This window comes from Pseudodesulfovibrio sp. 5S69 (assembly GCF_037094465.1).
GTDB classification, from domain to species: Bacteria; Desulfobacterota; Desulfovibrionia; order Desulfovibrionales; family Desulfovibrionaceae; genus Pseudodesulfovibrio; species Pseudodesulfovibrio methanolicus.
In genome coordinates this window covers 1,546,017-1,566,606 of record NZ_CP146609.1, presented here as the reverse complement: position 1 = coordinate 1,566,606, position 20,590 = coordinate 1,546,017, and the positions used below count along the sequence as shown (strand labels likewise).

General features: G+C 65.6%; 19 protein-coding genes. 3 read left to right on the top strand and 16 right to left on the bottom strand.

What is annotated here, in order from left to right; genetic code table 11:
- Nucleotides 1–12: 12 nt before the first annotated feature.
- The 14 genes from V8V93_RS07225 to V8V93_RS07160 all read right to left on the bottom strand — a co-directional run bounded on the left by V8V93_RS07225 (nucleotide 13) and on the right by V8V93_RS07160 (nucleotide 16,843).
- Nucleotides 13–1,260 carry a 2-hydroxycarboxylate transporter family protein gene (locus tag V8V93_RS07225; protein WP_338669692.1) on the bottom strand — a complete coding sequence of 416 codons (1,248 nt, stop codon included), beginning with the start codon at nucleotides 1,258–1,260 and terminating at the stop codon, nucleotides 13–15.
- Nucleotides 1,261–2,088: 828 nt separating this feature from the next.
- Nucleotides 2,089–2,538 (bottom strand): Lrp/AsnC family transcriptional regulator, encoded by a 450-nt coding sequence (locus tag V8V93_RS07220; protein WP_338669691.1) that lies wholly within the window; start codon nucleotides 2,536–2,538, stop codon nucleotides 2,089–2,091.
- Between the two features lie 273 nt (nucleotides 2,539–2,811).
- Nucleotides 2,812–3,729: a phosphate acyltransferase gene (locus V8V93_RS07215; RefSeq protein WP_338669690.1), complete on the bottom strand. Its 918-nt coding sequence runs from the start codon at nucleotides 3,727–3,729 to the stop codon at nucleotides 2,812–2,814.
- An 11-nt stretch (nucleotides 3,730–3,740) separates the two neighbouring features.
- Complete coding sequence (buk, locus tag V8V93_RS07210; protein ID WP_338669689.1) at nucleotides 3,741–4,865, bottom strand: butyrate kinase; 1,125 nt, start codon at nucleotides 4,863–4,865, stop codon at nucleotides 3,741–3,743.
- 163 nt (nucleotides 4,866–5,028) lie between these two features.
- On the bottom strand, nucleotides 5,029–5,937 hold the full coding sequence (locus V8V93_RS07205; protein WP_338669688.1) for a thiamine pyrophosphate-dependent enzyme: 909 nt from the start codon (nucleotides 5,935–5,937) through the stop codon (nucleotides 5,029–5,031).
- A 14-nt stretch (nucleotides 5,938–5,951) separates the two neighbouring features.
- A complete protein-coding gene (locus V8V93_RS07200; RefSeq protein WP_338669687.1) occupies nucleotides 5,952–7,145 on the bottom strand; it encodes a hypothetical protein in 1,194 nt (397 codons plus the stop codon).
- A 5-nt stretch (nucleotides 7,146–7,150) separates the two neighbouring features.
- The gene (locus tag V8V93_RS07195) at nucleotides 7,151–7,378 is read right to left on the bottom strand and encodes a 4Fe-4S binding protein (RefSeq protein ID WP_338669686.1); all 228 of its coding nucleotides are present in this window, start codon (nucleotides 7,376–7,378) and stop codon (nucleotides 7,151–7,153) included.
- A 14-nt stretch (nucleotides 7,379–7,392) separates the two neighbouring features.
- Nucleotides 7,393–7,956 carry a 2-oxoacid:acceptor oxidoreductase family protein gene (locus tag V8V93_RS07190; protein WP_338669685.1) on the bottom strand — a complete coding sequence of 188 codons (564 nt, stop codon included), beginning with the start codon at nucleotides 7,954–7,956 and terminating at the stop codon, nucleotides 7,393–7,395.
- Nucleotides 7,957–8,492: 536 nt separating this feature from the next.
- Nucleotides 8,493–11,573 carry a molybdopterin dinucleotide binding domain-containing protein gene (locus V8V93_RS07185; RefSeq protein ID WP_338669684.1) on the bottom strand — a complete coding sequence of 1,027 codons (3,081 nt, stop codon included), beginning with the start codon at nucleotides 11,571–11,573 and terminating at the stop codon, nucleotides 8,493–8,495.
- The gene (gene nrfD, locus V8V93_RS07180) at nucleotides 11,566–12,537 is read right to left on the bottom strand and encodes an NrfD/PsrC family molybdoenzyme membrane anchor subunit (RefSeq protein WP_338669683.1); all 972 of its coding nucleotides are present in this window, start codon (nucleotides 12,535–12,537) and stop codon (nucleotides 11,566–11,568) included. The genes V8V93_RS07185 and nrfD overlap by 8 nt, the downstream gene beginning before the upstream one ends.
- Entirely contained in the window at nucleotides 12,530–13,249 is a 720-nt protein-coding gene (locus tag V8V93_RS07175; RefSeq protein ID WP_338669682.1) for a 4Fe-4S dicluster domain-containing protein, read from the bottom strand. Before V8V93_RS07175 ends, nrfD begins: the two co-directional genes overlap by 8 nt.
- A gap of 229 nt (nucleotides 13,250–13,478) precedes the next feature.
- A complete protein-coding gene (locus tag V8V93_RS07170; RefSeq protein ID WP_338669681.1) occupies nucleotides 13,479–14,126 on the bottom strand; it encodes a response regulator transcription factor in 648 nt (215 codons plus the stop codon).
- Nucleotides 14,119–15,960, bottom strand: coding sequence for an ATP-binding protein (locus V8V93_RS07165; protein WP_338669680.1), 1,842 nt, complete (start codon nucleotides 15,958–15,960; stop codon nucleotides 14,119–14,121). The genes V8V93_RS07170 and V8V93_RS07165 overlap by 8 nt, the downstream gene beginning before the upstream one ends.
- A gap of 88 nt (nucleotides 15,961–16,048) precedes the next feature.
- Complete coding sequence (locus V8V93_RS07160; RefSeq protein WP_338669679.1) at nucleotides 16,049–16,843, bottom strand: MBL fold metallo-hydrolase; 795 nt, start codon at nucleotides 16,841–16,843, stop codon at nucleotides 16,049–16,051.
- Between the two features lie 159 nt (nucleotides 16,844–17,002).
- Between V8V93_RS07160 and V8V93_RS07155 the strand changes: the two genes are divergently transcribed.
- The 3 genes from V8V93_RS07155 to V8V93_RS07145 all read left to right on the top strand — a co-directional run bounded on the left by V8V93_RS07155 (nucleotide 17,003) and on the right by V8V93_RS07145 (nucleotide 19,000).
- Nucleotides 17,003–17,980, top strand: a complete 978-nt coding sequence (locus V8V93_RS07155) for a lipoate--protein ligase (RefSeq protein ID WP_338669678.1) — start codon at nucleotides 17,003–17,005, stop codon at nucleotides 17,978–17,980.
- Nucleotides 17,981–18,172: 192 nt separating this feature from the next.
- Nucleotides 18,173–18,499 carry a carboxymuconolactone decarboxylase family protein gene (locus V8V93_RS07150; protein ID WP_338669677.1) on the top strand — a complete coding sequence of 109 codons (327 nt, stop codon included), beginning with the start codon at nucleotides 18,173–18,175 and terminating at the stop codon, nucleotides 18,497–18,499.
- 111 nt (nucleotides 18,500–18,610) lie between these two features.
- Nucleotides 18,611–19,000 carry a PaaI family thioesterase gene (locus V8V93_RS07145; protein ID WP_338669676.1) on the top strand — a complete coding sequence of 130 codons (390 nt, stop codon included), beginning with the start codon at nucleotides 18,611–18,613 and terminating at the stop codon, nucleotides 18,998–19,000.
- A 222-nt stretch (nucleotides 19,001–19,222) separates the two neighbouring features.
- Here the strand turns inward: V8V93_RS07145 and V8V93_RS07140 are convergent, their stop codons facing one another.
- Both V8V93_RS07140 and V8V93_RS07135 read right to left on the bottom strand, forming a co-directional pair.
- On the bottom strand, nucleotides 19,223–19,531 hold the full coding sequence (locus tag V8V93_RS07140) for a DUF6506 family protein (protein ID WP_338669675.1): 309 nt from the start codon (nucleotides 19,529–19,531) through the stop codon (nucleotides 19,223–19,225).
- Between the two features lie 15 nt (nucleotides 19,532–19,546).
- Nucleotides 19,547–20,536, bottom strand: coding sequence for an NAD(+)/NADH kinase (locus V8V93_RS07135; RefSeq protein ID WP_338669674.1), 990 nt, complete (start codon nucleotides 20,534–20,536; stop codon nucleotides 19,547–19,549).
- Nucleotides 20,537–20,590: the final 54 nt, after the last annotated feature.

Sequence of the window (20,590 nt, the reverse complement as noted above, 5' to 3'; positions counted from 1 at the left end):
CCGCTGCCGGGGTTACATGCCGAGTCCGATGGCCGAGACCAGCAATCCGGCAAGGACCAGCACGATGGAGCCGCCGATGCGCGAAGCGTAGGCCGAGTAAGGCAGCAGCTCCAGCCGTTCCGCCGCCGCCAGGGTGGCGAGGTCGCCCGTCTGGGCCATGTTGGCCATGCACAGTCCGCCCGCGATGGAGGACTCCACGAAGAACAGCTTCAGGACCACCCCGATGAGCCCGGCGCCCAGGAGGGAGCCCAGGACGGTCAGGATGGAGATGATCACGTAGGCCGGGTTGGACACGGCCGCGATGACCTGCTCCATGTTCATGTAGGCGATGCCGATGGGCACCAACGCCGCGAAGAGCAGGTTCTTCACCCAGGTCTGCGACCAGTGGATGGTGGAGACCTCGAGAGATTCCGGCAGGACCTTGGCGGCCTTGGCGATGGTCAGCAACAGGATCAGCCAGACGAACGTGTGCACGCTGGGGACCAGGAAGCGGTTGATGGCGAATGCCGCGAGATAGAAGGTCACGCTGATGAAGAAGCCGACGCCCAGCCCTTCGATGCTCACCGGGATGGACTCCCTGTGCGCCTTCTCGTTTTCCAGGGCGGTGCGCAGCTCGGAATCGTCGATCTTCATGATCTGCCCGTTGCCGGTCAGGCCGGGGTATTTCTTGCCGATCCGGTTCAGCGCGATGGCGAAGAGAATGGCCAGGATGTTGCCGAGCACGACCGCGGGCATGACGACGGAGAGCATCTGCTCGGTGGTCATGGCGGCGGTCTGCGAATAGATCTGCGACAGGGGCAGCGCACCGGCTCCAACGCCGCCGCCGATGATGGGCACGGCGAGCAGCATCACGGCCTTGACCGCGCCGTATCCCGTGACCAGCCCGCCGAGGGCCGCCAGGATGCAGCCGCCGAAGATGGCCGCCAGCACGGTGGGCAGGAACTTGAGGGTGGATTGCAGCAGGATGCGCCGGGAGATGGACAGCATCGCGCCGCAGATGAGGAAGGTGATGAAGAAGTTGAAGAAGCTCGGCGAGCCTTTCATGAAATCCTTCATCAGCCCGATGGACTCCGGCGGAAGCATGCCGAAATAGATCATCAGGGACGGCCCGAAGATGCACATGATGGGACCGCCGCCGAGCCAATTCCGGATGAACGACACCCGCGAACCGATTTCTCCGAACACTATCCCCAGAATGAACATGAGCCCATAGGCGCCCATGACGTTGTTCGGAAGTTTGTGCGTATATACTAACAGCATTACCAGCGCAGTCCCTACGAGGACGACCGGCCACGATAAATTCTTAATGGTCATGAAGCATCTCCTCACTGCCGGACGAGAGCGTCCGCACAGGGCGTCCACATTCGTCCCATTCAGCTTTTTCGGCAACGGAATCCTTCCGGACGTCGATCCGGGAACAGGCTCTCTTCACCGCCGCCACGTTTCATTCACTGCAACGCCTAAACTCCGGGAGTCTCGATCGAAACAGCGCCTGTGCACGTCCTTTCCGCGCGGAAACACTGCCCTCCGAACGGGTTCCCTCCCGCCGGCAGGTCTGATCAACTCCCCTGACGAATCCATTCCTTGCAGACAGAACTCTGGGCCCAGCTTGTCCATCTGTCTAAACTATGCGCAACCTAGCGCGCTACTCTACCTTTGTAAATAGGAAAAATCATTTTTAAGACGAATCGGAAGTTATTTGTCCATTTTTTATTCCATATAGTCGAAACAACAGTTTTCCGGCCCCTCTTTGTATCGGCCGCGCGGCCAGGGCGCGCCCGGCGCGGAATGCACGACGCCCTCCTCCGGGCCACCCCCTGCTTGGGTTGAGCGATCATTGACGATTAGTAAACAAACGAAGTGTGAATATGACGAATGTAAATAAACAATGCCGGCAGATCGATGCTGCCGTCGGGCACCGAGGCGGGGAGCCCCCTGGAGCCGAATTCGCGGCGGTCCCGGATACCGGCCCGGCGCAAAAAAAGACGGGAACCTCCATCTGAGGTTCCCGTCTCCGTGCGGGCGATGTCGGGCGGGGCGCGAACGGCCCCGGTTGCCCGGCTCGATCCGAAAAGGGCCGCCAGGGCCTCAGAGCAGGTTCAGCTCGGTCTTGTACCGCTTGAGCATGACGCTCACGTTGACGTTGGTGATGCCCGGAATGCGGTAGATCTTGGTCCGGAGGAATTCCGCGAGGTGCTTGTTGTCGAGCATCAGGGCGTGGGCATGGAGGCTCACGTTGCCGGTCATCAGGTAGACGACCATGATCTCATCCAGCTCGGTCAGTTCTTCGGCCACGGACTCCAAGGACTGGGGCCCGACCTCGATGTCCAGGAACGCGGAACAGGTGTACCCGATGGCGATGTTGTCGATCAGCGGAATGAACTTGGTGATTACCCCGCGCTTCTTGAGCTTGTTGATGCGCTCCCGCGCACCGACCCGCGAGAGTTCGATCTGCTGCGCGATCTGCGCAATGGGCATCCGCCCGTCTTTCATCAGCAAATCCAGGATCTTCTTGTCAAGGGCATCCAGTTCGGCCATGCGCGGTCTCTCCAGGCAGCAGGTTTCGATTTCAGCGCTTCCCCGGACGCGAACACGCTGTTCAAACGGCAGGGAATCCGGGAAGGCGAGGTCATGGGACGAAACGCCCCGTTCATTGCCATACCTTAGAGACAAAGGCGTGTAGAAGCAAATATTATGTAGAAAGGCCGGTTACGTTGCGAAACGGAAACGGCCGAACGCAAACGGGCCCGAAACGTTCGCCGTGCAAACGTTCCGGGCCCGGGCGCGGCCGCACCGCCGAAGCGGGCGAGGTCAGCGGTCCACGCCTGTTCCTGCGAGCATCGCGGTAAGAATCGAACGCATCTTGTCTTCGACGGAGTCGGTGCGCGAGGTCATGATGATGGGCCGCGTGCCGCCGGTCACCACACCGGCCGTCTTCAGGCCCGCGATGTGCACCAACGCCTTGTGGGTCATGTTTCCGGCGTCCAGTCCGGGCGCGACCATGATGTCCGCGTTGCCGGCCACGGGGCCGCCGATTCCCTTGAGTTCCGCCGCCTTCGGCGACACGGCCAGATCCAGGGCCAGCGGCCCGTCGACGTCCGCCTCCCCGAAATATCCCCGGTCCGCCATCTTGGACAGCAGGGCCGCGTTCACGGTGGACGGGATGTCCGGGTTCACGCTCTCCAGGGGGGCGATCACGGCCACCCTGGGCCGTGCGCAGCCGAGCCGGTGGGCGAGGAGCACCGCGTTCTTCACGATGGAGGCCATCTGCTGCAGGTCCGGGGCGATGTTCACGGCGCAGTCGCAGATCAGCCGCAGGCGGGTCCCGGAGGGCTCCTCGTACACGGTGACCTGGTTGAGCAGCCCGTTGCGGGGCACCACGCCCCGCTCCTTGTCCAGCAGCGGGCGCAGGAAGCGGGCCGTCTGCATGTGGCCCTTCATGGGCGCGGCGAAATTCCCCGCGGCCACGCCCTCGGCCACGTATTCTCCGGCGCGGGCCTCGTCCGGCACGTGCACGATCTCGAAATCACCGGGCGTCCGGTCCTCGGCCTTCAGCAGCGTGACGATCGCCTCCTGGTCGCCGACCAGCACCGGATTCACGATGCCCAGCTCATGGGCGAGCAGCACCGCCTTCATGATGACCGCATCCTCGGGACAGGCGACGCCGATCCGGGCGGGGGCCGCATGTTCCCGCCAATAGGCCGACATTGCGTCAAATGATGTGAACAATGGATTTCTCCTTATTGGTTGAGTAGGGATTCACCCGCGGCCCTCTCCGGCGCCGCGTCGGCGGGAGCGGTCAACTCCAGACAAGGACGGGTCCCGGTGAGCGCGGCCAGGGCCCCCTGCGACAGGGACTGCATCTCATCCTCCCCCGGATACACGTACACCGGGGCGATGAACTCGACCCGTTCCCGGATGCGGCCCGTAACCCGGCCGGAATGGGCGATGCCGCCGGTGAACAGGATGGCGTCCACGCGCCCTTCGAGCACGGTGGACATGGCGCCGACCTCCTTGGCCACCTGGTAGCACATGGCGTCCAGGATCAGTTCCGCGCGGGTGTCGCCGCCCGCGATGCGGCGCTCCACCTCGACGATGTCGGTGGTTCCCAGGTGGGCCATGACGCCCCCCTTGCCGTTGATCTTTTCCAGGATCTCCGCCTCGCTGAATCGTTCGGAAAAACACAGCCGGACCAGGGCTCCGCTGGGCAGTGTCCCGGCGCGGGCCGGTGAAAACGGTCCATCCCCGTCCAGGGCGTTGTTGGCGTCCACCAGGCGGCCGTCCTCGTGCGCGCACACGGAAATCCCGCCGCCGAGATGGACCCCCACGAAGCGGCACGCCTCGTAGCGCAGTCCCTGCTCGCGGCAGTGGCGCAGGGCCGCCGCCTTCTGGTTCAGTACGTGGAAGCTGCTCTGGCGCTTGAGTTCCGGCATGCCCGTGATCCGGGCCAGGGGGGCGAACTCGTCCGAAACCGGCGGGTCCACGACCATGGGCTCGCAGCCCCACTCCGCGCCCAGCGCGTGCGCCAGGACCACGCCCAGGTTGGTGGCGTGCGTACCCCAGCAACCGCTGCGCACGTCGTCGAGCATCAGCCCGTTGATGCGGTAGACCCCGCTCGGCAGCGGTCGGGTCTGACCGCCCCGGCTGACCACGGCGGTCAGCGAGTGCGGATCGACTCCGTGCCGGCCGAGAAAGTCCTCGATAGCCGCCCGGCGCATGGGTTGCTGGTCCAGCAGGGTGTCGAAACGCATGATCCGTTCCGGGTCGTGCTGGACGGTCTCCCTGGCCTGGAGTTCCTCATCCATGTACCAGGCCAGCTTGGTGGACGTGGAACCGAAATTGATTGCCAAAATGGAATGCTGCACGTTGGTTCTCCTTGCAACGGTACCCCGAGGGCCGCGCCGGACGCACCCGGCCCGCCCCGCCCGGGCCGTCCATGATCCCGGAGGGGGGCCATGGACGACTGGGGGTAAGGGATGGGGGATTCTCAAAATACCCGGAACGTCGGGTCCGGGCGCGACGCGGCCGTCAGGAGGCGAGCTTTTTCAGCAGGCTCCACTTCCGGTCCACGTCGTCCTGGATGCGCTGGATCTCCTCCTCGCTCATGTGCCGGAACCGCCGCTGTCCCTGGTAGAACTCGGCGACGGGCCGGGGTTTCTCCGCGGCGCGGAGCGTGGGGCGGGAGATGGTGTAGGTCCCGTGGTCGTACTCGAACAGCGGGAAATAGAGCGACTCGACGGCGCGGCGGGCATACTGGATGCTCTGGTCGGGCTTGATCCCCCACCCCGTGGGACAGGGGGACATGATGTGCAGGTAGCTCAGCCCGTCCTTGATCTCCGTGGCCCGGCGGACCTTCTTGACGAAGTCCTGGATGTGGCTCGGGCAGAGCGTGGCCACGTAGGCCGCGTCCTGGACCGCGAGCATCAGCGGGACATCCTTCTTGAAGCCGATGTTGCCCCGGCTGTACGGCCCCGAGGGGGAAGTCGACATGTGCGCCCCGTGCGGGGTGGTGCCGCTCTTCTGGAACCCGGTGTTCATGTAGCCTTCGTTGTCGTAGCAGATGTAGATGATGTTCTCGCCGCGCTCCGCCGCCGCGGAAAGAGTCTGCAACCCGGAGTCCACGGTGGCGCCGTCACCGGCGAAGACCACGCAGTGCACCTCGGGGTCGATCTTGGCGTAAGCCTGCTTGACCCCGGCCATGAGGGCCGCGCTGTTGCCCAGAAGCGGCATGACCACCGGCGTCTTCATGCCGGTCTTCACGCCCCAGCCCGGCACGCCCACTCCGGCGATGCATCCCGGGGGGACGCCCAGCACGGTCTTGGAGCCGAACACCTTGAACGCGGTGCGCAGCGAGAGCTCGGCCGTGCATCCCTGGCAGGCGGACAGGCCGGGTGAAACCATATCTTCACTCTTTTTCAGAATATCCATGGTACTCATTTTCTTATTCCTTCTCAGTCTTGCAGCATGTCGGGCCTCAGCCAGACCGCTTCCGTCAGCGACCTGTCGGTGCGGGCGCATTCGTGGACCAGCTTGATGACCTGGGAGATATGCTCCCGGCGGATGTCCGAGCCGCCCAGGCCGCCGATGGCGGAGAGCGTGGGCACGCTCAGCCGGGCCTGACCCAGCGCGCCGAGCACTTCCTGGTAGACGATGCCGGAGGACCAGCCGAAGTTGACGCTCTTGTCCACGACGCCCACGGCCTTTCTCCCGGCGAGAAGCTCGCCCAGCTTGGCCGAGGGGAAGGGACGCAGGCAGCGGATGCGGATCAGGCCGACCTTCGCTCCCCTGCCGCGCGCGTCGTCCACGGCGTCCTTGGCCGCGCCGCTGAGCGCGCCGATGACCACCAGGACCTCGTCCGCGTCGTCGAGGCGATAGGTGTCCAGCAGGCCGCCGTAGTTGCGGCCGAATATCTCGGCGAAGCGGTCGTTGGCCTCCTCGACCACGTCCAGGGCCCGCTTCATGCTCCAGAGATGATCCTCGCGATACTCCATCATCAGGTCGCCGGGGGTGTTGCCGTCGACCATACGGGGCTCGTTCACGTCGAGCATCTGCCGGACGTTGGGGGCGGGCAAAAAGGTGTCCACCTGCGCCTGGTCCGGCATGTTGACCACGGCGGACTGGTGGGAGAGATAGAAGCCGTCGTAGCAGACGTGCACGGGGATCATGACGTCGGGGTGTTCCGCGATCATGTATCCCTGGATGATGCTGTCCAAAATTTCCTGGTTGCTCTCGGCGTACAGGTGTATCCAGCCCGCGTCGCGCACGGAATGCGCGTCCTGCAGGCCGCTCCAGACCGTGACCGGCGAGATCATCTCGCGGTTGGCGATGGCCATGACCATGGGGATGCGCGCCGTGGAGGTACTGAAATAGGGCTCGTACATGAAGGCCAGGCCCTGCCCCGAGGTGGCCGTGAAGACCCGCTCGCCCATGATCCCGGCGCCCTTGAGGATGCTCATGACCGCGTACTCGGACTCGGGGGCGACGAACTCGGAGCTCATCTCGCCGTTGGCGACCATGGCCGCGATATATTCCACCACCGAGGACTGCGGCGTGATGGGGTAGCCCACCACCCGGTCGACCCGGCACAACCGCACGGCGTGTGCGGCACACTCGTTTCCTGTCAATGCGTCACGTGTTTCCAGCATCTCTTTCACTCCTCGACCCAGTCGATTGCATCTTTGGGACACTCCACGCGGCACAGCCCGCACCCCTTGCAGTAGGTGAGGTCGATGACCGCCAGGCCTTCGCCGCCGCTGATGCAGTTCACGGGGCAATACATGGCGCAGATACCGCAATCCACGCAGTTCTCCGCATTCACCACCGGCCGGAACGCGCGCCACGAGCCGGTGTCCACGATGTACATTCCTTCATTGGCCATGGGAAAACGCCGCATCACTCCGCCTCCTTCGCGCTCTCGGCCCAGGGATGGACCCGCAGTTCCTCGGCGCCGCGCTGGGCGGCGCGCACGTTGGCCTCGCCGAACTTGGCGCCGATCAGACCGAAAAGCCGCTCCCGGTCCACACCGGGAACAAACGCGGCGATGGCGCCCAGGAGGGTGGTGTTGGGGATGCTCCGGCCGAGGACCTCTCCGGCGATGCCGAAGGCGTCCAGCACGCCGACGCTGGAGACGTCGTCGGGCAGGCCGAGCTGGTCGGGACGGCGCTTGGTGTTCACCAGCACCCGGCCGCCCGGCTTCAACCCGGCGTAGACGTCCACGGCCCCGAGCAGGCTCTCATCCATGATCACCACCAAATCGGGCGAATAGACTTGGGAATTGACGCGGATCGGGGCGTCTGAAACCCGGAAAAATCCGAACACAGGCGAGCCCTTGCGCTCCACCCCGAAAGCGGGGATGAACTGCGCGTAACCGCCTGCCTGAACAATGGACCTGCACAGCATGCGGTTGGCTTGAACAGCCCCTTGCCCCCCCTTGCTGTGAACTCTGATTTCCATCATGCGCTGTTTCCTCCAATTTTCGCTGGCCGCCCAAGGGCCGACCAGCCATGAACTTGAAAGCAACCTAACTCGCGATGTTCCTATTGTAAAGGCAAAATAATTAAAAACCTACTTTTTGACACTTTAATTGCATTTTGTCTGCACAAATGGAATAAGCCAATCCGCGCACCATGCACCCCGACCGGCCTCCGGGAGCCTTGCTGGGCCCCGAAAACCCGCCCGAGAGCCGGAATCCGACGCATATTCGAACCCGTTCAGTGTCGGTGGGTCGCAAATCCACTCATGGGCTCCGCAACGGACGGCCGTCCCTTTGCGCATACGGCAAGTTACAAAACGAATTAAATTTGACTGAATATGTTACGAATCGGAATTCGAAACCGGAATACGATGGACGTAATCCCGTCTCGGGCGGACGCCGGACCGGACCGAAGCGAGCCCGTTCGCCCCGCCCGACGCAAAGGGGCAGGCCCCTGCGGAAACGGGGTTTCCACGGGGGCCTGCGGGTTAGGGAGTTTGTCCGGTATGGTGAGGAGGTGTCAGCGTATTTTGGTGATGCGCACGGGGATGCCCTGGCGGGCGGCCGCGCCGGTTTCGTGTTCCTGGAGGGTGGAGGCGCCCCGTCGGGTGGGGTCGGCGGGGACCAGGTCGTTGAGGCTGAAGCCGTTGGCCGCACCGGGGTTGGCGCGGATGACCAACCCGTCCACTTCGACGTCCGAGGCCCCGAGGGCCCTGTGACCGAAGCCGTGCTCCACGGCGATCACGCCGGGGGCGACCACATCGCCGACCACCACGCGGGCCCGGGCCGAGGCCGCAGGGCTTACGATCTCAACCTCGTCGCCGTGGGCCAGGCCGAGCCCGGCCGCATCCTTATCGTTGACCATGACCATGTTCAGCGGCTTGATGGCCCGCAGCCGGTCCAGGACCACGGCGTAGGAGTTGATCAGGTTGGACTTGAACGAGGTCATGACAAAGGGATAGTCGTCCTTGGTCCAGACCGCGCGCAGTTCGCGGCCGTCGGTCAGCCTGGGCGGAACGAACGCGGCCACGCCGAGGAACGTCTCGCCGGTCTGGGAGTTGATCGCGGTGCCCACCTGCTCGTTGTAGATCTGCAATGTCTTCTTCCACTGCCCGCCCAGCCACCGGCCGTCGTAGCTCTTGGAATACGGGGCGAACCGCCCTCCCCGGCTATAAATGGCGGCCACAGGGCCGCGTTCGTCGGGCTTCAGGGTGCGCTCGATGTCGGGCAGGATGCGGCCGATGCCTGACAGCTTGATGTCCTCCTCGCTCGGGGCGGGCAGGATCTGGTCCTTGAAGAAGGCGATATTGGCAGCCAACCGCAGGTAGTAGTCCTCGGGCACGTTCAGGGGGGCGACCGTGCCGTCCATGGCCGGGATGGCCCGGTCGCCGAAGCCGGGCAGGTCCATGCGCCTGGCCACCTCGATGAGGAACTGCTCCATGCACACCGGGTGCCCGTCCGCGGTCTTGTCCTGCTTGGGCTCCACGGCGGGCCAGCGGGCCGTGGACAGCTTGGTCAGCACCCCGGACCACGCGCCCGAGAACCCGCCCCATCCTTCGAACATGCACGGGTCGGGCACCAGGTAGTCGGCGTAGGCATTGGTCTCGTTGTGGAAGGTATCGATGCCGATGATCAGCGGCAGGCTCTTCGGGTCCCGCAGGGACTCGTCCACCGCCCGCTGGAGGCCGCCATGGCCGTAGATGACGTTGCCGGTCCAGTTGATCCAGCACTTGTAGCGGAACGGATGGCCGTTCACGTGGCTGAGCAGGTGCTCGGCGGGCATGTTCGGCGGGGTCAACGGGTACCACGGATACTGCGACGGGTACGGGTTCTTGCCGGCGGCCTTTTTCTGTTTGAATTCCGTGGACTTCTGGTACGGCGCACGGCAGCGGACGGCCGGGAATCCCTTGGCCTTGACCAGGCCGGGGAACTTGTTCAGGTCGTACCGGGGACCAGCCATGGCCGGGCCGTGGTAGCTGCCCGCCGTGGCCGAGATGCCGCCCTTGGCGTTGATGTTGCCGATCAGGGTGTTCAGGGTCAGGATGGTGAAGGTCGCATTGGTGCCGGAGGTGGACATCATGCCGCCGTGCACGTCCACCGCGGCCTTCTTGCCGTGGGCCGTGAACTCGTGGGCCAGTTCAATCATCCGCTCGACCGGCACGCCGCACTGCCCGGCCATCTCGTCCAGCTCCACGGCCATGGCCTGGTCCTTGAGGAGCTGGAAGGCGGTGGTCGCCTCCACGGTCTCGCCCGAGGCCAGTTTGATCTCGCCGGCAAACTCCAGCACGCCCTCGTCGCTGGCGTCGGCGGATGCGGGCCTGCCCGTTGCCGTGTCCACGACCACGAAGGCTTCGCCGCCGCCCAGGCCGAGTTGGGCGGCGCGCAGGAAGCGGCCCTTGCCCTGGCCCGACCGGGCCACCAGGTAGGTGGCGTTGCTGATGCTGATCTCGCCCGCTTTTTTGGCGGCCGCCGTGTTGGGCCGGACCAGGAAGTTCCTGTCGTAGCGTTCGTTCTCGATGATCCAGCGGATCATGCCCATGGCCAGGGCCGAATCCATGCCGGGGTTGATGGGCACCCAGTTGGCGCGCTTTTTGGCCGCGTCGGACGCGGGCATGCGCAGGACAGGGTCGATGACCGCGTAGTGCAGGTCGCCGTCGGTCCGGGCCGAGGCCAGGATGCGCGCCGAGCGGTTGAACGGGTTGCCCGCCTGGGACGGCGCGGTGCCCCAGAACAGGGCGAATTCACAATTGGCCCAGTCCGGTTTGATGTGCGCATTCTTGGCCAGATCGTCCATGAACATGCCCGAGCCTATGCGGAAGGACAGGCCGCAGTACGCCCCGTGCTTGCCGAAGTTCTTGGTCCCGAAGGACTTCATGCCGAACCGGCGGAAGAAGAAATCGCTGCGCCCGTCGTCCACGGCGTAGGTCAGCAGGAGCTGGTTGCTCTTGGGGCCGAATTCCGGGCGGCCGGGGTTGGCCGGTACCTTGAGGTCGCGGATGGCCCGCAACCCTTCCACCTCGCCTTCGCCGAACAGATCGCCGCCCTCGACCACCTCTTCCACCAGTTGCTCGAAAGAGATGCGCGTCCACTTGTTCTCGCCGCGCCTGCCGGTGCGCTTCAGGCAGTGCTTGATGCGAAACGGGCTGTCCGCCGCCTCGAACATGGCCGCCCCGCGGCCGCAGACCGTGGAACGCTGGGCATACCCCTGGTCCTTGTCCGAGGACAAACGGTCGAGCGCCTCCTTGACCGGCATGGACATGGGAAAATGTTTCTCGTGGGACAGCGGGTTGTACGGGTTGCCCGACACCCGGACCACGTCGCCGGTGGCGTTGTCGATGTGCAGGCGCACGCCGCAGAAGGTGGTGCAGCCCCAGCACTGGTTGAAGGCGATGTGCTGGCCCTCGCCGAGCTCGACGCCGCCGTCCGGGGCGCGCCGGTATTCCGGGATCAGGGACTCGGGCGAGACCTTTTTCGGGTCCTCGGCCATGGCTTTCGGGGCCGCCTCGGCGCGGGCTCCCTTGAGAATCGTGCCCGCGCCGAGCACGCCCAGTCCGGCGGCAACCAGGCCGTTCTTGACCAGTTTGCGTCTGTTCCTATCCATGAGAGTGCTCCTTCCCTGCCATGCCGGTGTTGCTGAAAAGACCGCCCAGGACCATGCCGATGCCGATCAGGAAGACCAGGCTCCCGGCCAGGATCAGCAGGGAATGGGCCGAGACGAGGTGAGCCACGGCCTGTGCGTCCACGGCGGTATAGGAATTGCGGGGGATGGACTGGCCGAGAAAAATAAGTCGGACATAGAAGCCAAGCCCCCCGCCGTAGGCGACGAGTCCGGCCAGCGGGGCCAGCCCACGCGCCTTCAGGGCGATCAGGCCGAGGACGCCCCCGGCCCCGCCGATCAGGGAGAGCATGGTCCAGGCCTGCGGCATGGCCAGGGCGTAGCCCTCGGGCGGGGTGAGCAGAAAGCCCGCCCCGGCGCAGAGCAGGGAGGCCGCGCTCATGAGCAGCAGAAGCCAGGCGGGCATGGCCCGGCGTTTGAGCCCGCTGAGCAGTGCAGCCAGCCCGGTCCCGCCGGACAGTCCGGCCAGGACGAAGCCCAGGGGCAGCGCCGCGGAATGCCACATGACCCGCCCCTGGAGGTAGCCGATCTCGCGCGAGGCATAGGTCAGCACACCCAGGGCGAAGAGGGCCGCCAGTCCGGCAACGGGCCGGGCACGGCCGTCGCCGTCGCTGTCCAGATACAGGGCCAGCATGGACAGGCCGAGGAAAACCGGGAGCAGGAAGGTGCCGATGGTCGTCCAGGAGCTGAAGGACGGCGAGACCATGAACATATATAAATGAAATGGGTTGCCCAGGGAGAGCGTCAACGCACCCAGGCCGGTGATGGACGCGGCGATGCCGGTGATGAACAGCCCGCCGCGCGTCCGCCTGCCCTGGCCGGACACGGTCAGGCAACCCGCCAGCAGGATGGCGCAGGCCGCGGCAGTGAGCAGGGTGAGCGCGAGCGGTTCCAGGATCTCCCAGGTGAGGGCCGGGGGCACGTTGACCAGTTCGATGACCTTAGGCATGTTCACCTCCCGCCGCCATCGCGCCTTCGGCCATGGGCAGGCCCACGTTGGCCGGGCTGTCCAGGAAGGCGTTCAGGTTGATGTAATAGACGTTGGGCTTGGTGCCCTGCTCCGGGGCCAGGACGCTGACGTCGTGCTTGTGCGCCGCCAAGGTCCGGGCGACCAGGCTCTCCGGATCGTTCATGTCGCCGAAGATGCGCGCCCCGCCCACGCAGTTCTCCACGCAGGCGGGCAGCAGCCCGGCCTGGAGCCGGTGGACGCAGAACGTGCACTTGTCCGTGGTGTGCGTGACCGGGTTGATGTACCGGGCGTCGTAGGGGCAGGCCTGGACGCAGAAGCCGCAGGCCAGGCACTTGTCGCTGTCCACCAGGACCAGGCCGCTTTCATCCTTGTAGGTGGCGTGCACCGGGCAGACCGGCACGCAGGCCGGTTCCTCGCAGTGGTTGCACAGCCGGGGCAGCGGGGCCACGGTCGGGGCAGCGCCTTTGTCCTCGATGACGAACTCGCCCACCGTGGCCCGGAACTTGCCCACCGGGACCCGGTTCTCCACCGAACAGGAGACCGAGCAGGAGTGGCAGCCCACGCACCGCCGCAGGTCGATGACCATGGCGTACCGGGGATGGCCGCCCCCGGCGCGGACCGTTGTGGCCGAGAGCGCGCCCAGGGCGGGCACCCCGGCACAGGCGAGCTTGAGAAATTTCCTTCTGTCCATAACACCTCCGAATGCGCTGGCGCGCGTTTACCCGGAGAATGCGACGAAATCGTGACCGCGACAATCGGGAACCTTCTGATTTGACGGTTCCTTTTTCGCGAGCCGACGGAGAACGGATCAGTTGATTATTTCACGAAAACAGCAGGTTGGGAGTCGCCCCCTGAACGAGGCCGGGAGCGACCCCGTGGGCGGGGTGGGGAATTTCCCCAAAAAAGGCGGCAACGGCGCGTCAGACGGAGATGAGCCCGTGCCGGATGGCCAGCTTGGTCAGGTCCGGGATGGTCCCGACCTCAAGCTTTTCCATGAGGTTGTATTTGTGGGTCTCCACGGTCTTGGGGCTGATATGCAATTGGGCCGCCGCCTCCTTGATCGACAGGCCGTCGGCCAGGAGCTTAAAGACCTCCAGCTCGCGCGGGCTCAGGTGCTCGAACAGGGCCTCCTTGTCCGGCCGCTCCGGGGAGAGCTGACGCAGGAGCGCGGCCGGGTCGATGGTCGTGAAGCAGGTCTTCCCGGCCATGACCGCCTCCACCGCTGCGCACAGGTCCGCGGGCGGGCCCTCCTTGAGCACGTGGCCCGAGATGCCCGCCTTGAACAGCTCCAGGATGAACCGCTGGTCCGAGTGCATGGTGTAGATGATGATCTTCGTTTCGGGCGAGACCTCGCGGATGCGCCCGGTGGCCTCCACCCCGTCCATCTCCGGCATGGAGATGTCCATGATGACGATGTCGGGCTTAAGCTCGCCGGACAGCCGGACCGCCTCGGCCCCGTTGGCGGCCTCCCCCACGATCTCGATGTCCGTCTTCGGGGCGAGCAGGCTGCGGATGCCCGCGATGACCACCTGATGGTCGTCGACGATAAGCAGGGTTGTCTTAGGCATCGTGTTCCTCCCCGATGGACAGCTCGGCCAGGACCTGGGTGCCCCGGCCCGGCTCGGATTCGATGTGAAAGGTTCCTTCGAGCTGGACCATGCGCTCCTTCATCAGGGTCAGGCCCAGGCTGCTCGACGCGCTCGCGGCCTCGGCCACGGCGGCCTGATCGAAGCCCCGGCCGTCGTCCTCGATGGTCAGTCCCAGCCGCCCGTCGCGATTGATCAGGCTGATGTGCACCCGGCTCGCCCCGGCGTACTTGACCGTGTTGGTCAAGGCCTCCTGGGTGATCCTGTATAGGGCCAGTTCCTTTTGGCTGTCAAAGCGCCTGGGCACGCCTTTGTGGAAGAAATGGATGTCCAGGCTGGTGGCCGCCCGATACTCGTCGAGCAGGGCCTCGATGGCCTGGGCCAGGCCGAGGTATTCCAGGGTGTCGGGCCGCAGCCCCTTGGAGATGGACTTGATGTCCCGCTGGACCAGCGTGATCTTGTCCGCCGCGCTTTCGAGCTGGCTCTTGCAGCATCCGTCGGCAGAGGCCAGGGATTCCAGGGCGGCCTGGAGGTCCAGGCGCAGGGTGGTCAGCAACTGCCCGGTGTGGTCGTGCAGCTCGCGGGCCACCTCCCTGCGGTCCTCCTCCAGAAGATTGATCAGGTCGCGGGACAGGACCTTGCGCTGCTCGTGCTCACCTTCCAGCCGGGTGTGGATCTCGCGCAATTCCTCGTTGGCCTGGGCCAGCTCGCGGGTGCGCTCGCGTACACGGTCCTCCAGCTCCTGGTGGGCCCGGTGCAGGGCGTGCTCGGCCTTGAGCCGGGCGTCCAGCTCGGATTGCAGGGTGGCGGTCTTGGCGTCCACCTCGGACTCCAGCTCCGAGGCGTGCAGCAGCAGCCGCCCGGTCAGGGGGCGCAGCAGACGCCACAGCCCGATGAGGCAGACCGCGTAGATGAGCAGGGAATACAGGGCCAGTTGGATGAGCCGCAGCCGCAGGGGGTTGTACAACTCCCGCTCGTTGACGGACACGGACAACCCCCAACCCGAGCCGCTGACCGGGGTGTAGGCAGTGACCTCGTCGCCGGACGGGAGGATGCCGGTCCCCCCATGCAGGGCCCGGCGCAACGCCTTGATCTGGCTGGGGGTTGGCACGGGCGGGCCGTTCGGACCGTCCGGGAACAGGGCCACGCCCTGCTCGGTGGCGTATCCCAGCCCCACGGTGCCCGCGCCCCGGATGTTCCGGCCCTGCTCGATGATCTCAAGCAGCCGGGAGATGTCCATGACCACCAGGTCGGTGCCCACCCGCTTCCCGGACCGGGACAGGATGGGCGCGGCGATGACCAGGCAGGGGACGCGGTCCACGACCGCCGGGGACGAAAAGCGCACCGCGTCGGTCGGCCCGGCGAGACCCTTTGCCGGCGCGGCCGGGACCGGCGTGCCCACCGAGGTCACCGGGCGGCCCGTAGCGTCCAGGCGGGTCAGGCCGATCACTTCGTCGGACAGGTTCATGGCGTCCGCGAGCTTGGGTCGGGTGAACGCGGCCAGGTCTTCCAGCGAACGTTCCCCGGCGTTGTAAGCGGCCAGCTCCTCGCGGATACGGGTCCGGCTGGTCACCTGGCGGGCGAGGTCGAGCGCCCGGCGGTACCACTCGCCCACGGCCAGGCCGCGCGTCTCGGCGATGTGCGCGAGCCCGGCCTCCTCGGCCTGCTTCAGTTGGTCGAACAGGGTCGCCACCACGGACAACCCCACGCCCAGCGTGAGCACCAAGAGCGCCCCGGAGGCGTAGAGAAAGAGCCTCTTCTTGAGGCGCTCGGACAGCCGGGTGTCCGGGGGGCGGGGCGGGGTGGGTGTGCTCATTGTCATGGCCTTGCAGCGCGGGGGCGCTCCCACCATCAGTAGCCGCATTCGCCCGCGACCGCAATGCGGCCCGGCGCATTGCCCGGCCCTAGAGCACGGCCGGGCAGATGTTCACGTGGGGGGCGGCCGCGTCGAGCACGTGGACGGGCATGTCCGGGCGGGCGTAGCGCTCCAGTGCGCGCTTGACCGTGAAGGCCAGGTGGAAGGGGTCCTTGCCCGGAGCGGGCATGTGGTAGATGACCACCTCCAGCGGACGGAAGACGTCGTCGATGATCGCCTGGCCGGTGGGGTTGTGGTAGAAGATCGGGTTGACGAAGACGGCGTCCAGATCCACGCCCCGCAGGGCTTCCTCGTAATATTCCGGGACATGGTCCGCGTCGCCGGTGAAGAGCAGGTGCATGCCCGCAAGCGAGACGAGCAGGCAGTCGTTGCGCACGTCCCGGAACTGCTTGCCCATGTGGCGCGTGCCGATGGCCGTGACCGCCAGGCCGGGCTCGGGCGAAACCGTGCGCGTATGCCCCGGCTCGGGCCCCATGGTCCAGTGCGGAACACCCCGCTCCTCGAGGGCGCGGACGAGCCGGTCGCGGCCCTCCGGGTCCTTGGCCGGGGCGGGCAGGAACACCCCCTTGACCGGCCTGCGCTCCAGGTGCTCGATGACCAGGTCCGGGGTGAAGTGGTCCGGGTGCTCGTGGGTGAAGAGCAGGTAGTCGAGCCGCGCGAAGAGGCCCTCGCCTCGGCCCATGCGGGCCATGTCGTCCGCCCCGACCCGGCTGAACGGGTGCCCGTCCTGGTCGTGCATGCCGTCCACGAGCAGCCCCAGGCCCCCGCCCCGGACCAGGACGCCCGCATTGGCCACCAGGTCGATATCGATACAATCGCTCACGTGATCCCTCCTTTCCCGCACACGGTGCAAAGGTCATACCCGCTTCGCCGGGCCAAGGCCACCCGCGCGGCACCCCCTTGCCGGACGGCCCGGCGGCGGGTATAGGCGGCACTTGGCCCCGAGGCCCGGCTTTTGCATCACTCGCGGAAAGGAGCACCCATGCGATACATCTACAATCCATCCACGGACCCGGCGTTCAACCTGGCCGCCGAGGAATGGCTGCTGACAGGGGCCGATGACGAGATATTCATGCTCTGGCGCAACCGCCCCGCGGTCATCGTCGGGCGGAATCAGAACACCCTGGCCGAGATCGACGAGGCCTTCACCCGGGAGCGCGGCATCCCGGTGGTCCGCAGGCTGAGCGGCGGCGGGGCCGTGTTCCACGACCTCGGGAACATCAACTTCACCTTCATCAACAACGGCACCCCCTCGGAAGGACTGGACTTCGAGCGGTTCACCGTGCCCATCCAGCAGGCCCTGCGCTCCATGGGCGTGGAGTGCGTCTTCAGCGGACGCAACGACCTGCTCATCGAGGGCAAGAAGTTCTCGGGCAACGCCCAGCACTTCCACGCGGGCCGCATCCTGCACCACGGCACCCTGCTCTTCGCCTCGGACATGACCGACCTGTCCGGAGCCCTGCGCGTGGACCCGGAAAAGTACCGCGACAAGGCGGTCAAGAGCGTGCGCTCGCGGGTGACCAACATTTCGAGCCACCTGCCCGCCCCCATGGAAGTCACGGACTTCATCAAGGCACTCATGGACTTCGTGTCCGGCGGGGCCTCCCCCGACGACATGGCCCTGACCGATGCGGAGAGCGAAACCATCGAGGGGATGGCCGAAAAGCGCTACCGCACCTGGGACTGGAACTTCGGCTCCTCCCCGGCCTACAATTTCTCCAAACGCACCCGCACCGAGGGCGGCCTCCTGGACGTGAACCTGTACGTCAAGAAGGGCCGCATCCTCACGGCAAGGCTGTTCGGCGACTACTTCGGCGTGCGCGACGTGGACGCCCTGGAGGAACGGCTGACCGGCTGCCGCCACGAGCGCGGCGAGATCGAACGCAGGCTGGCCGGCGTTCCCCTGGACGAATACCTGCACGGCGTCACCCTGCCCGTGCTCCTGGACTGCCTGTTCTGACACCTCCACCTGTCCCGGAAGACTTGTTCGAAATCCGATCAATGTTCACCTCCGGGACAGGCTCCGACCCCATTTCCCCATCTCCCCAATCCAATTTCAAGATTAATTGCCTGATTTTCATGGTAAAGACCACTAGGGCATGCTCCTTGCTGTATCCCTGCATCTCAACTTTAAAACCCAGGAGAAACTCTCATGGATGCAGCTGAAAAAGCTTCAATGACCTTGGCCAAGATGACCCAGCGCGCTGGCAACGTCTTCCCCAATTACCTTGCCTTCACCAAGGAAATCAGCCAGGTTGGTCCCATCGACCACAAGACGCAGGAACTGATCCACGTCGCCTGTTCGCTGATGTCCCAGTGCGACATGTGCATCTCCCTGCATATCCAGTCCGCGGCCAGCCTCGGCGCCTCCAAGGAAGAAATCATGCAGGCTGCCCTGCTGGCCACCGCCATGGGCGGCTCGCCGAAGATCATGCAGATGCATTACGTCTTCGAGGAACTGGAAGACCTCTTCGATTAACCGGCCGGCGCATTGTGTCGGGACCCGGGGTCAACGCGTACTCCCCGGGTCCCGATGTACCGCCGTCGGCCCAACGGCGGACGAACGGCTCGCTCACCCCTTGAGGCATGTATGGAAATCAAGACCCATGAAAGCATCGACCGGACCCTGTGCGGAGAACCGGTCGAGGTAGCGGAAGGAACCAGCACCGTGCGCCTGGCGTGCACGGCCAATATGGCCGCCGACGCCAGCGGCCTGGTGCACGGCGGCTTCATCTTCGGGCTGGCCGACTATGCGGCCATGCTCTCCGTGAACCACCCCAACGTGGTCCTGGGCGCGGCCGAGACCCGCTTCCTCAAGCCGTCCCGCGTGGGCGACGTGCTTGTGGCCAGGGCGCAGGATGAGACCCCGCAGGAGCGCAAGCACCTGGTCAAGGTGGAGGTCTCCTGCGGAGAGGACGTGGTCTTCAGCGGCACGTTCACCTGCTTCGTGACCAAGCAGCACGTGCTCGCCGGGAGCTAGGCTAGATCCTCAGCCGGGGAGAAATCAAATCAGAAGGCCGCTTCGCGGCGATTGCCGGGTGATTTCGCCTTGATTCGCCCCGTCCTGGGGCTCACCCCTTCGGGGCGCCGTAAAGACCGGCGTCCAAATCCGCTGTCCTGCGGATTGGTCGGCGGGGAAGGGTTTGCACCCTTCCATCCCCTGTTTGCGCCTTCGGCGCGGAGGGCTCCCCTTTTTTTTCGGCTAGCCGAACAGGGTATCGCCGCTGACGTTGCCCAGGCCAGGGTGGACGTCGAAACGGACCACGCCCACCGGGACGTCCACGGCCGCGGCGATACGCGCCGTTCCGGCCGCGCCGAACCCGCCGCACAACTCGATAGCCTTGATGCCGTCCTTTTCAACCAGATCCTTGGCCAGGGCCTCGGCCTGATCATAGTCCTTCACGGCCACGGCCAGCAGTTCCACAGCCTCGGTCTTGACCCAGTTGCGGTTGCGCGCCGGATCGGCGTTCGGTGCCACGAAGATGAACGCGGCCTTCAGTACGTCGCTCATGACTGTTCCTCTCTTTTAAGACGGTTGGCGAAACAACCCCTCGGTCCTGGCCAGCGCCATGGTCTTGTCCACGTCGATGACCATAGGCCCGTCGATGTTCAGGCGGATGGAGGCGTGGGACCCGGTCGGGATCTCCACCTCGCGTTCGCCGTCCAGGGCGATGAGACCGGGGCTCGTCTCGATGTTGAAAATTTCTCCTGGGCACATCTCCGAGATGCCGCAGATGGGCACGTCGGCGAACATGCCCGGCGCGATGGCCGCCGAGACGACCACGGGCGCGCCCTCGCCCAGCCTGATGGCCAGGCCGAGCGGCTCCTCCGGGCGGATGGAGCGCAACTGCCCGCCGATGGCCGACAGCCCGATGGCGCTGGCGCTGCACCGGGTCATGAACAGTTGGGGGACCTTCTCCATGTGCCACACGGCCTTGGAGCCGAGAAAGACGTCGTCGTACACGGCCGCGTCCACCAATGCCATATCCACGACCTTGTTGTCGATCAGGATGTCGAACATGCAGGACCGGTAGCAGCAGGCTTCCCGGGGCAGGCGGCCGCTGGCCACGAGCCCTGCGGCCAGCCCGGCCACGGTGGCCTCCCCCATGATCGGGAAGACGTTGTTGGTCCCCGTGGAGAGCGGTAGAAGAGGTACGGCTGTCGAACCTTTGCAGGCCGCCCGGCTGGTGCCGTCGCCGCCGAGGATGACGAGGCACTGTGCGCCGAGGGTCTCCATGATGCCCGCCGCTGTGGTGGTGTCGGTCTGGTTGTTGCGGATGGGCATTTCCACCGGCTCCACGGGGATGGAAGGGGAAATGGCGTTCAGCGCCCTGGGCACGATGGCGTAGCCGTCCGGCATGTACAGGATTTTGGTCACGCCGGCCTTCTCCAGGCCGAGAATGAGCCGTCGGACCATGCGCACTTTTTCCTGGTTGTCGAAAACGGACCCGTGGGCCACCAGGCGGCGGATGTCCTTTCCGGAGGCGGGATTGGCCAGTATGGCTGCGATGCTCAATGGGGCGCCCTCATGAAATGCGGCGGGAGGACGGCCTAAGCCGCCCTCCCGCCA